This window comes from Eubacterium xylanophilum ATCC 35991, from assembly GCF_000518685.1.
Classification (GTDB): Bacteria; Bacillota; Clostridia; order Lachnospirales; family Lachnospiraceae; genus Eubacterium_F; species Eubacterium_F xylanophilum.
Genome location: NZ_JAEB01000001.1, coordinates 263,389 through 274,727 on the forward strand (window position 1 = coordinate 263,389; position 11,339 = coordinate 274,727).

Genomic DNA, 11,339 nt, shown 5'->3' on the forward strand with positions numbered 1-11,339 from the left:
ACAATGAAAATTATGCAACAAAAATGTTGTAAAATCATGGCAAATATTGTAAAATTATCTACATAAAGATTTCGTGTAAGGAGATTATGAGGTGTTGAGAGATATTGGTGGAGAGGTTATGGGGAAATACTCCGACCTCAAGAAAAATATTAAGCAGATGGGGTGTTTGGCGGTTGCATTTTCAGGTGGAGTGGATTCGACTTTTTTGTTAAAAGTTGCAAATCAAGTGCTGTCTGATTGGGTTATTGCGATAATTGTCAAGTTGAACTCATTCCCAGATAAGGAATTTGAGAATGCCGTGAGATTTTGCCAAGAAGAAAAAATTGAATATAGGGTGATAGAAGTAGATGAATTATCTATTGATGGATTTGCTGCTAATCCTGTGGATAGGTGCTATATTTGCAAGAGCAAGGTCTTTGGTGAAATCAAGAAGCTGGCAGAGAGTATGAATATTCACCAGGTTGTTGAAGGAACCAATTCTGATGATGAGAGTGATTATAGACCGGGGATGCGAGCTATCAGGGAGCTGGGAGTGAAGAGCCCTCTAAAAGAAGTGGGATTGACTAAGGCAGAAATCAGAGAATTATCTCAGAATATGGGACTTAGGACGTGGAACAAGCCTAGTCTTGCATGTTTGAGTAGCCGTTTTGTTTATGGAGAGCAGATTACTAAGAAAAAGCTTAAAATGGTCGAAGATGCAGAGGAGTTCCTGCACGAGTTGGGATACAGACAGGTGAGAGTGCGTATTCACGGAGAAAATATGGCGAGAATTGAGCCTGTTCCTGAAGATATATCAAAGGTTGTATTTCAAAGAGAAGAGATTAATAGCAAGTTTGAAGAAATTGGTTTCAAATATGTTACTCTAGATTTGAAAGGTTATAGAACCGGAAGTATGAATGAGGTGTTGTTAGATGACAAAAACGAGGGAAATTCTTGATGGAGTTAAGTGCGGTGATATTAGCATAGATGACGCGGAGAGATACTTTGCCGGTGTGCCATTCGAAGAAATGGACTATGCAAAATTAGATTTTCACAGAAAAGTGAGAACTGGTTTTCCCGAGGTTGTATTTTGTCAAGGCAAAGATGATGATTTTCTCGTATCTATTTACAAGAAGATTTTGGAGGCTGAGGGATGTGTGTTTGGGACAAGAGCAACACAGGATCAGTATGAGATGTTATCTGGAAAGCTTCAGGGAGTGTCATATGATAGAATATCTCGGATTTTGAGGGTTGGTGAGTTTGCGGATAATAAGGTTGGGTGCGTTGCAGTCTGCTGTGCGGGAACAGCGGACATACCGGTTGCGGAGGAAGCGGCACAGACTGCGGAATACTTTGGCACCAAGGTGGAGAGAATCTACGATGTTGGTGTCAGCGGTATTCACCGTCTATTGTCGAAAACGGATATATTGCAAAAAGCAAATTGTATAATAGCGATTGCAGGCATGGAAGGTGCGTTGGCAAGCGTCATTGGAGGATTAGTTTCTAATCCGGTAATTGCAGTTCCTACGTCGGTGGGATATGGAGCCAATATGGGTGGTCTTTCGGCTCTATTAACCATGATTAATTCCTGCGCCAATGGGGTGACAGTAGTGAATATTGATAATGGTTACGGAGCAGGATATGTTGCCACTCAGATCAATCGTTTGGCGGTGGGAAGGGAAGACAAAAGCCAATTAGAACGGAGGCAGTATGAGTAGAGTTCTTTTAGATTGCGAATCTGGTGTAAGTGGTGATATGATTGTTGCGGCACTTATAGATCTTGGTGCCGATGTTGAAGTTTTAGATAAGGCATTGTCGTCAATGAAAGTGCAAGGCTTTCAGACCAAGGTGAGTCGAGTTAATAAAGGCGGAATTGATTGCTGTGACTTCGATGTCATACTCGATGCAGAGCATGAAAACCATGATCATGATATGGAATATCTGTATGGACATCTTGACCATAATCACGAGCATGAGCATAATCATAATCACACACACAAGCATGATAGCGCAGAGGTTCATCGCCATCATCATGGAGAACATAGAAATTTAGATGATGTTTATTCGATAATTAATGCTCTGGATATTACGGAAAATGCAAGAGATTTGGCAAAGAAGATTTTCTATATATTGGCTGAAGCTGAAGCTAAAGCTCATGGTAAAGAAATACAAGAAGTACATTTTCATGAAGTTGGAGCTATAGATTCTATTGTGGATATAGTTGCTGCTGCGGTATGCTTTGACAATCTTAAGATTGATTCGGTTATTGTCCCTTCAATCAGCGAGGGTAGTGGAAGTGTTAGATGCCAACATGGAATTCTTCCGGTACCTGTTCCGGCAGTGATGAATATTGCGACGAATTATAAGCTTCCCATCAAGCTTACAAAGAGAAAAGGTGAGCTGATTACACCTACAGGAGCCGCATTTGTTGCGGCAGTAATGTCTGAGAAAAATGTTCCGGATGTGATTGTCCCAAAGAAAATTGGAATCGGCGCAGGAAAGCGTGAATACGAGCAGGCGAGTATGGTGCGGGCTATTTTACTTGATGAGGAAGTAGAATCAGAATACATATGGAAAATCGAGTGCAATATCGATGACAGCACGGGCGAGGAACTAGGATATGTAGCTGAGAAGCTAATGAAAAAAGGTGCAAGAGATGTATATTACACCCCTATTTTTATGAAGAAAAATCGTCCTGCATGGTTACTTTCAGTGATTTGCGACGAACAAAACATGACCTATTTAGAAGATATTATATTTGCTGATACAACGACAATCGGAGTGAGAAAACAGAAGATGGCTAGACGAGTTCTTGCGAGAAAAATTGTCGATGTAGAGACAAAATATGGTATGGTTCAAGTTAAGGTATGTGAAAACGGGGGCGAAAAAAAGTATTATCCTGAATATGAGAGTGTAGCAAAGATCGCGAGAGAAGGCGATATTTCTCTTAGGGATATTTATATTGATGCAGTAAAAAATGCAAAAGAAGATTAGATTTTGAGAGGAGAAATTAGAATGTCAAATATTGGATTAGAAGGAGACGTTAAAAAGCTTGGATTTGGACTTATGCGTCTTCCTAAAATAGGCGAGGAAATAGATGTGGAGCAGACCAAGAAAATGGTTGACATGTTTATGGAGGCTAGATGCACTTACTTCGATACTGCATGGGCATATGCTGGAAGTGAAGTTGCGATGAGAAAGGCTTTGGTGGAGAGATACCCGAGAGAAAGTTTTACGGTGGCAACAAAGAATGCAGCATGGATAAATTGTAAGACAAGAGAGGATGCCATAAAGCAGTTTGAGACTTCTCTAGAGCAGTCCGGTGCGGGATATTTTGACTTTTATCTTCTTCACAATCTCGGTCAGCAGAGAACTAAGGTGTTTGAGGACTTTGAGATGTGGGATTTTGTGAAAGAGATGAAGGCGGCAGGAAAGATAAGGCACATTGGTTTTTCTTTCCACTCTAATGCAGAGGAGTTAGAGGAAATCTTGAAGGCGCATCCGGAAGCAGAATTTGTTCAGTTACAGATAAATTATGCAGACTGGGAAGATCCCGATATTCAATCAAAGCGCGTCTATGAGATGGCGAGAAAATATGGCAAGCCCGTTATAATCATGGAGCCGGTTAAGGGTGGCTTGTTGGCTAATCCGCCTGAGGGAGTTAAGCATGTATTAGATGCTTATAATCCTGATGTTTCATATGCTTCTTGGGCAGTGCGATTTGCGGCTAGCCTTGAAGGTGTATTTGTTGTATTATCCGGTATGAGTAACGTTGAGCAGATGGAGAATAATCTCTCATATATGACGGACTTCCAGAAACTCTCAAGTGATGAGTTGAAAGTAATAGAAGAGGCTAGGGCTGAGATTGCTAAAATTCCTTTGATTCCGTGTACAAAGTGCGATTATTGCGCTAAGGTATGTCCAAAGAATATTGGAATATCAGGAACATTTGATGCAATGAATCTTCTGAAAGTATATAATAACAAGGAGCGTGCGCAGAATCAGGAGCATAATACAGTTGTTTATCCGGGCAAAGGACGTGCAAATGAGTGTATCAAGTGTGGTAAATGTGAGGCTGCTTGTCCGCAGCATATAGCAATCAGGGAATATTTGTCTGAGGCAGCTGCGGCATTGGGGATGGAATAGAATAAAAGTGAAGTGAGGAAAATAAAATGGAGACAAAAGAAAATAATATAAGAGGCACCGTGTCAAGTATAGCTTATGGAGGACTTACGATTCTTCGTACAATGGTAATGCTAATTTGCATTTCCGGAATATTTGCCAACAGAAGACCGCATATAGTATGGTTGTTGTTGATAGCAGCAATTATTCTATCGCCAATTATTCCAGGTATTTTCAAAAGGCGAAAAGAGAATAAGAAAAAAGTTGTTGCGAGTATTGTGACATTCTTTGTTGGTTTTATAATAATGATTGTATCGATGTTTATCTTGTCTGGGTTGAATATTGATGAGAGAGAAGTTCTCTCTATGGTCACGAAGGATGTCAATAATTCCATTCCAGGAGAAGTTAACATTGATGATTACAAGATTACAGACCAGCATAAAAATGCGAGTACAATCAATGCCAAGATAACAGTATCCTTTTCCGCAACGATTAAGGACAAAAGAGAGCGCCATAATTGGTGCTATGAAGTGAAGTATGACAGACTGGAAGATATATATGGAATTACACCATATACTAGGGATGGGGAAAAGGTTGATCTGAAGAAGTTATATGGGGCTCACAAAGTGGAGACAGGTAGTGCTGAGAATAAGTAGTAGTGCTAGGATGTATAATTAATTGAATATACTTATATTAAGGGGCTGTCGCGCTAAGACAGCCCCTTTTGTCAACTACAGCTTATAACTAATTATTTCATCGCTATTATTTACATCTACTACATAGAAGTATTCGCCAATTCTAATGCCTCGAACGTCTTCCACATCATAGGTTTTTTTGAGCCTATCAGCGTGAAGAGTGTTCAATTTGCCATTTTTGTAGTTAAATACTGTATACCATACGCCGTTTTGGCTGGATGGATTGATGTCAGTTGAATTATCTGTGGCCATACCAATCAGCATGCGTTCTTCGTCGACAAATATTGCTTTATGGTTCTCACTTGCAGACAAATAAGTTTCTTTGAATTCTTTTGTGAGCTTTTCTTTGACACCACCGTTCGGGGCAATGTCGAACAAGGATAGTTTTATGTTTGCATTACCGGATTCTCCAATTCCAAGTAACATATCTTTGCCGAAGTTGTGAAGATAGTTTGAGAAACCTGGAAGCTTTAATTCCGATAATAGTTTTGGATTCTTGGCATCTTTGATATCTACAGCAAATACGGGATCTGTATTTCTATATGTAACAAAATATGCGATATTGTCAATATAATACGATGAATATATAGTTTCTGTAACTCCTAGATTATTTATAAAACCTTGGAGTTTTAGTTTCTTATCCATCACACAAAGGCCGTTAGAAGTGCCTCTGCGGTCGCCTGTAGTGGTATATACATATATAAAATTACCATTGTATTCGTGCATATAATACGGACTATTTATCATTCCATCTACAACAGTATCTGCCTCAAAGTTAAACTCTCCATCTTTATATGAGTACTTTGTTATGCTGCTTCCGTTGGTACGTCTCTTAACAGTTGATTTGTTTTCCCTCATTATGAGGTAGATATTCTCAGTTCCCATATAATATGTATTAAAGGAACCGAGTAAGGCAATTTTATCAGAAAAATGTTCCGCTCCGGAGATATCAAGGCTAGTGACAACCGAGTATGAGTGAGAAGGAGTCGAGCCAACAAAGAGTACTTTTTCAGGCTTGATTAAGTCTCCGTCGATGGATGGGACGAATTCATCTGGCTTATCCGGTACACAATCGTATGAGAATGTTTCATAAGATGTGTAAGTATAGAGATAGTTTCCGACTAACCTGGTGGTTCGGAATGTTCCGTCCTGTATATGCTCTTTTACCAGCTTAGGAGAGGAAATATCCGATATGTCATATACGCTAATTATTGTTTCGTAAGAAGGAACTATGTAGTCAAATCTTGTTTTCTTCTTGTTTTGATCTTTGCGTTCCTTCATGCGAGAACCTATCACTACAAGCTTACTATCTTTGATATGAATCTCATCACAATAAATATCATCTAGCATAATCCTTGAAAGGCGTTCTGTCTTACCATCGTTGGCATTATGGATATTGATACATGCGCCTGTAGGAGTTTTGCCGATAGTATAGATATATTTTCCGTCAGTCTTGACAATATCTCCTTCCATAACTCCCTTGACTTGGGTGTCGGTCTCAGAGTAGCTGCTTTGTGAGCTAGATGATTTGCTATCATCATTAGTTGCGGCATCACCTGCATTTTCCTGGATTTCAGCGCTTCTCTCTTCTATGTTACTGTTGGATTTGAAGGTAATTCTATCTGCTTCATCATCCATTACTTGACTATAGTGCTTATTAGTGGTATTTATGATATCTGAGATGTCCTCGTAGGATTTGGCGTATTTGGAGTTCACATGTTCGCTTGAATCACTGCTGTCTGCTAATTTTGTTGGGGCTAATGTTTGGTTAATGGAATTTGATCCGATAATCATTCGTCCCACAGTTCCGATAACTAGGACACCGAGGAAGCAGGCTGCAAGAACGCCAAGAACTTTCGTGGCGGAATATTTGCTCTTAACTTTTGTGTTTTTGAGCTTTTCTTCCATATTATCCGGTGAGAGAGAATCTGGAACCGGATGAGACATGGTTTCTTCTTTGATTTTTTCGATTACTTCTTTGTTGTAATCTACTTTATTTTCGTTATTCATATTATCATCCTTTCATCATTTATCAAGTTTTGTTCTCAGTTTTGCAAATGCTCGACTCTTGATGGATCTCACGCTTCCCTCTTTCTTTCCGATGGCCGTGCCTATTTCGCGGCTGTTGTAACCTGCAAAGATGGAAAGAGTGACCACGAGCCTTTCTTCGGGTTCGAGAATTGCCAGAGTTTCAGCGACGAAGGAGTTTGAGAAACCATCGTCTGTCGTTGATTCCTCCTGAGCACCGACATCTTCGATAAAAAGCTCCTTCTGTCGGCAAAGTCGTCTGCACTCATTGGCAGTTATCTGGAATATCCAACTCTTAAATGAACTGCTACGTCTGAGTTTTTTTAGATTTTCATATGCTTTTAAAGTGGCTCCGCTGACGGCGTCTTCGGCTTTGTGTTCATCTCCTGTCATACTCAGGGAAAAGTAATATAAATCCTTATAATACTTTTCATAGAGTTTGGCGAAGGCATGAACATCGCCGGCCTTGGCTTGCTCCACATATGCCCATTCTGAATTTGTCATAAAGCACCTCCATTTTTTATACTTTCATAGATTAGATTCGAAAGTACTCAGAAACGTTGCAAGAAATTTGATAATACCATCAAATTATATCATAAAAAGATGTTAAATGTAAATGAAACTGACTATTTGTAAACATGAAAAGTGGATATAAATAAAGTTTTTGACCCCAATACCCTAAAAAAATAAAGTTTCTGTACCAGAAATCTTGACATAACAAAAAAAGATAGTATAATAGCAAGTGTGAAGTTAGATTTCGTGATAAGAAATGATCGAAAGGAGATTACGAATGTTAAAAGTCAATAAGAATTATGCAAATTTGAAAGAAAGCTATTTGTTTGCGGGAATCGCCAAGAGAGTCAATGAATATAGTGCTTCGAATCCAGACGCGGATATTATTCGAATGGGAATCGGAGATGTTACACTTCCACTGTGTGACGCGGTTATAGATGGACTTCACAGCGCAGTTGATGAGATGTCAAAAGCCGAGAGTTTTAAGGGATATGGTCCAGAACAGGGATATGGCTTTTTGCAGGATAGTATTAAAGCATATTATAAGAAGAATGGCGTTGAGCTCGATACAACAGAGATCTTTGTATCAGACGGAGCTAAGAGCGATGTTGGAAATATCTTAGATATCTTTGATAAGGAAAACTTGGTTCTCGTTCCGGATCCTGTTTATCCTGTTTATGTAGATACCAATACGATGGATGGCCGTGAGATCAAGTATATGAATGCCAATGAAGACAATAAGTTTGTGCCGGATCCCGATGAATCCATCGATGCAGATATTATCTATATTTGCTCCCCTAACAATCCAACGGGTGCAGCATATGATTATGAGGGACTTAAGAAGTGGGTGGATTATGCCAATGCCAGAGGTGCTGTGATTCTCTACGATGCTGCTTATGAGGCGTTTATCACAGAGGAAAATGTTCCGCGAAGTATATTTGAAATAGAAGGTGCCAGAACTTGTGCTATAGAGTTTTGTTCACTTTCTAAGACCGCTGGATTTACGGGAACTAGATGTGGATATACAGTGATTCCTCATGAGTTAGAGAGAGAGGGAATGTCTCTCAACAAGATGTGGCTACGACGTCAGACAACCAAATTCAATGGAACATCCTATATTGTACAAAAGGGTGCTTCATGTGTATTTTCAGAAGAGGGCCAGAAGCAGATTCAGGAAAACATCGAGTATTATAGAGAAAATGCTAAGATCATAATGGAGACATTAGACCGCCTCGGAATATTTTACACAGGTGGTAAGAATTCACCATATATCTGGCTCAAGTGTCCTAATGATATGAAGTCATGGGATTTCTTCGATCTTTTGTTGGAGAAGGCCAATGTGGTTGGAACTCCCGGCGAGGGATTTGGTGAGAATGGAGAGGGATTCTTCAGGTTGACATCCTTCTCAAATCATGAAAATACCAAGGAAGCCATGGCAAGACTTGAGAAGCTTATAAGCGAGATGTAATCACTTTCCGTGAGTCATGTAATAGAAAGCATATTGCTGCATGACACCGGCGATATCCCCGTATTTTACGAAGGGATTGGTGCCGTTATATTCGTTATCAATTAGGCGTTGGATCCATACGTCGACAGGTGCGAGACTTTTTCTTCCATAGGAGAAGAGAGCCACGCAGTTTGCGACTTTGTCTCCGACGCCTTTTATTGTCTTTAGTTGATTTATTAATTCGTCATCGTCAAGCGCTTCGAGTTCGTTCAGCTTGATATCTTTGTCTGCAACTTTTTGAGCGGCATCTATAATATATCCTGTTCGGTATCCCAGACCACATCTGTTTATATCATCGAAGCTGGCGTTTAGTACGGCTTCGGGAGTTGGAAAGGAGTATATCTCTTCGTACTCGGTTGTATATTTTTGTCCGAGAAGTTCTGAGAGTTTCTCGATGGAACTCTTAATTGCCGGAATATTTTTCCTCTGGGATATGATAAATGAAATAAGGGTTTCGAAGTGTGGTTGTGCTAGAAGTCTGATGCCTGCGCCGAAGTCGCTGGCGTTATGCATAAAAGGGTCGTCGACTATTGACTTGCGAATCTTGCTGTAATTTGTTCCCAAGTCGAAAAATGGTGTCCAAATATTTGTCCAATCGGCTTCGGAACAGTCTACTTCGAATTTGTTTTCTTCTATTTTCTTGATATATAAAATCTTATCATCCAATATAAATCGAAAAAGACCAGGGAAATCTGTTAGTTCCTTGGCGCGAAAACACTGGCCGCTGTATTCTATTTTCTTGAGGTCAAAATCATCTTTTATAGTAATTATCAATTTGAAACTCCTTTATATACCGTGATCAAAGTTGTTGCCCATGAGAGAATTTTTCTTGATGTTAGAGATGTTCTGGTTGAATTTATTGGCATTGCTATCGCCAATAGTGGTCTTCATCTGAGTTCTTGTGACGCCACCAGCAACATAGATGCGTCCGCATTCAGGGCATACTGCGGTATGTAATGATACAGAGCTAGATATTAGTTCTTTGTTCTCTTTGGTTGCCTCTTGTCTGGCATTTGCAACATGTTCCTGTTCATGGCCCATGACAACCGCACCGGATACGTTCGGGTCGATATGACCAGGCGTCTTGAATGAGACATCTCCCTCGTTGGAACCGTCTACATACTTTCGCTCTTTGCATGTCTGGCATTCTTCCTTGCCAACTTTTTTGTCTCCTGATGTGGCATTGGTAGAGGGACTTCCATCGATGGAACTCTCGTTTGGGAGAGCACCTTGGTCGACCGGCTTTGTTTTGTCGGGTTCAGTAGGTGAGTTAGCACCTAGCCCGTTATATGAAACATAGCTTGTTCCGCTATCTATTCCGTAAATACCCATAGAATCACCCTTTCATAAAAAAAGAAGTTGTAGTGATTGTTTATGTTCATTGTATCGAAAAATGGGGGAAAATTCAATATCAAATTTTATTGTTGTAACCTGGTTGTGACTATGGTAGCCATGCACTTGACATACCACCATATAGAGTGGTAAAATATAAAATGGTATGCCATGTATAGTATTTCATGGGTGGAATGAGAAAAAATCGTGGTTTGCCATTTGGTTGAAATGGAGGGATTACAATTGAAAAAGAGAATTATTCCGATGATGTTGACGGCTGCGCTGGGAATCTCCCTTGTGTTAGGAGCAGTTCCGGCAGAGAGTGTGAGTGCAGATGCAGTTGCGGCGAAACCGTATATATCATTTGGTGCAGACCTCAATAAGAAGGAAAAGGCATCGGTCATGTCTATGCTCGGTGTAAATCAAAGTCAATTGGGGCAGTATCAGGTTATCACAGTTACGAATGACGAAGAACACAAGTACCTTGATAGCTATCTTTCGAAGGATGTAATAGGCACGCGTGCCCTGTCATCTGTTAAGATTGAAAAAGCTGAAGAGGGCAAGGGAATACAGGTTACGACCCACAATATCAATTATTGTTCAAGCGGTATGTATACCAACGCGCTTACAACAGCCGGTGTGATGGATGCAACTGTTACGGTTGCCGGACCATTTGAACTGTCTGGAACGGCGGCTCTTGTGGGTACTATGAAAGCTTATGAAAGCATGACCGGAAAGCAGCTGGAGGCTGCCAACGAAGATGCGGCAGTGAATGAGCTGGTTGTGACAAGTGAGTTAGGCGAAGAAGTTGGAGCAGATAAAGCTGAGAGGCTTGTGGCATTGGCTAAGCAAAAGATTATTGATGGCAATCTTTCTTCTCAGGAAGATATCGAAAAAGCTATCAAGGAATCTGCTGAGCAGGTCGATATCAAGGATTTGACAGATGAACAGATCAAGGAATTGGCGAGTTTGTTTGAGAAGATAAAGTCGCTCAATCTAGATATAGATAAGATTAAACAGCAAGCAGAGACTGTATATAACAGACTTCAGGAGCTCGGAGAAAATGTGGAGAGCGCCAAGGGGATTTTAGAGAAATTAGTTGATTTCTTTGAATCAATAGCAAACAGTATAGCGAACCTTTTTAATTAGTGCTTGGAGGGAAA

General features: G+C 40.2%; 11 protein-coding genes. 7 read left to right on the forward strand and 4 right to left on the reverse strand.

Annotated features, from left to right (window positions below; translation table 11 throughout):
- The first annotated feature begins 91 nt into the window (after positions 1 to 91).
- The 5 genes from larE to L877_RS0101215 are packed head-to-tail and all read left to right on the forward strand — an operon-like array spanning position 92 to position 4,757.
- Positions 92 to 937 carry an ATP-dependent sacrificial sulfur transferase LarE gene (gene larE, locus L877_RS0101195; RefSeq protein ID WP_479723593.1) on the forward strand — a complete coding sequence of 282 codons (846 nt, stop codon included), beginning with the start codon at positions 92 to 94 and terminating at the stop codon, positions 935 to 937.
- Positions 912 to 1,697, forward strand: a complete 786-nt coding sequence (gene larB / locus L877_RS0101200; RefSeq protein ID WP_026834531.1) for a nickel pincer cofactor biosynthesis protein LarB — start codon at positions 912 to 914, stop codon at positions 1,695 to 1,697. Before larE ends, larB begins: the two co-directional genes overlap by 26 nt.
- Positions 1,690 to 2,973 carry a nickel pincer cofactor biosynthesis protein LarC gene (gene larC, locus L877_RS0101205; protein ID WP_026834532.1) on the forward strand — a complete coding sequence of 428 codons (1,284 nt, stop codon included), beginning with the start codon at positions 1,690 to 1,692 and terminating at the stop codon, positions 2,971 to 2,973. Before larB ends, larC begins: the two co-directional genes overlap by 8 nt.
- A 21-nt stretch (positions 2,974 to 2,994) precedes the next feature.
- Positions 2,995 to 4,125, forward strand: a complete 1,131-nt coding sequence (locus L877_RS0101210) for an aldo/keto reductase (protein ID WP_026834533.1) — start codon at positions 2,995 to 2,997, stop codon at positions 4,123 to 4,125.
- 26 nt (positions 4,126 to 4,151) lie between these two features.
- Positions 4,152 to 4,757 (forward strand): hypothetical protein, encoded by a 606-nt coding sequence (locus L877_RS0101215; RefSeq protein ID WP_026834534.1) that lies wholly within the window; start codon positions 4,152 to 4,154, stop codon positions 4,755 to 4,757.
- A 75-nt stretch (positions 4,758 to 4,832) separates the two neighbouring features.
- Here L877_RS0101215 and L877_RS0101220 read toward each other — a convergent pair whose 3' ends face one another.
- Positions 4,833 to 6,806, reverse strand: a complete 1,974-nt coding sequence (locus L877_RS0101220) for a beta-propeller domain-containing protein (protein WP_026834535.1) — start codon at positions 6,804 to 6,806, stop codon at positions 4,833 to 4,835.
- A 15-nt stretch (positions 6,807 to 6,821) separates the two neighbouring features.
- Positions 6,822 to 7,328, reverse strand: coding sequence for an RNA polymerase sigma factor (locus tag L877_RS0101225; RefSeq protein WP_026834536.1), 507 nt, complete (start codon positions 7,326 to 7,328; stop codon positions 6,822 to 6,824).
- 286 nt (positions 7,329 to 7,614) lie between these two features.
- On the opposite strand from L877_RS0101225, the gene L877_RS0101230 reads away from it, so the two are divergent.
- Complete coding sequence (locus tag L877_RS0101230; RefSeq protein ID WP_026834537.1) at positions 7,615 to 8,805, forward strand: LL-diaminopimelate aminotransferase; 1,191 nt, start codon at positions 7,615 to 7,617, stop codon at positions 8,803 to 8,805.
- On the opposite strand, the gene L877_RS0101235 is transcribed toward L877_RS0101230, so the two are convergent.
- Together L877_RS0101235 and L877_RS0101240 are read right to left on the reverse strand one after the other, a co-directional pair.
- The gene (locus tag L877_RS0101235; RefSeq protein ID WP_026834538.1) at positions 8,806 to 9,618 is read right to left on the reverse strand and encodes a DNA-3-methyladenine glycosylase family protein; all 813 of its coding nucleotides are present in this window, start codon (positions 9,616 to 9,618) and stop codon (positions 8,806 to 8,808) included.
- A gap of 12 nt (positions 9,619 to 9,630) precedes the next feature.
- Entirely contained in the window at positions 9,631 to 10,176 is a 546-nt protein-coding gene (locus tag L877_RS0101240; RefSeq protein ID WP_026834539.1) for a hypothetical protein, read from the reverse strand.
- Between the two features lie 243 nt (positions 10,177 to 10,419).
- Here L877_RS0101240 and L877_RS0101245 point away from each other — a divergent pair, with 243 nt between their 5' ends.
- Positions 10,420 to 11,325, forward strand: coding sequence for a DUF1002 domain-containing protein (locus tag L877_RS0101245; RefSeq protein WP_026834540.1), 906 nt, complete (start codon positions 10,420 to 10,422; stop codon positions 11,323 to 11,325).
- The last annotated feature ends 14 nt before the right edge of the window (positions 11,326 to 11,339 follow it).

Bases quoted from the DNA above. Each gene is read 5' to 3' on its own strand.
- larB (WP_026834531.1), top strand. From the start codon at position 912: ATGACAAAAACGAGGGAAATTCTTGATGGAGTTAAGTGCGGTGATATT.
- larC (WP_026834532.1), top strand. From the start codon at position 1,690: ATGAGTAGAGTTCTTTTAGATTGCGAATCTGGTGTAAGTGGTGATATG.
- L877_RS0101210 (WP_026834533.1), top strand. From the start codon at position 2,995: ATGTCAAATATTGGATTAGAAGGAGACGTTAAAAAGCTTGGATTTGGA.
- L877_RS0101215 (WP_026834534.1), top strand. From the start codon at position 4,152: ATGGAGACAAAAGAAAATAATATAAGAGGCACCGTGTCAAGTATAGCT.
- L877_RS0101220 (WP_026834535.1), bottom strand. From the start codon at position 6,806: ATGAATAACGAAAATAAAGTAGATTACAACAAAGAAGTAATCGAAAAA.
- L877_RS0101225 (WP_026834536.1), bottom strand. From the start codon at position 7,328: ATGACAAATTCAGAATGGGCATATGTGGAGCAAGCCAAGGCCGGCGAT.
- L877_RS0101230 (WP_026834537.1), top strand. From the start codon at position 7,615: ATGTTAAAAGTCAATAAGAATTATGCAAATTTGAAAGAAAGCTATTTG.
- L877_RS0101240 (WP_026834539.1), bottom strand. From the start codon at position 10,176: ATGGGTATTTACGGAATAGATAGCGGAACAAGCTATGTTTCATATAAC.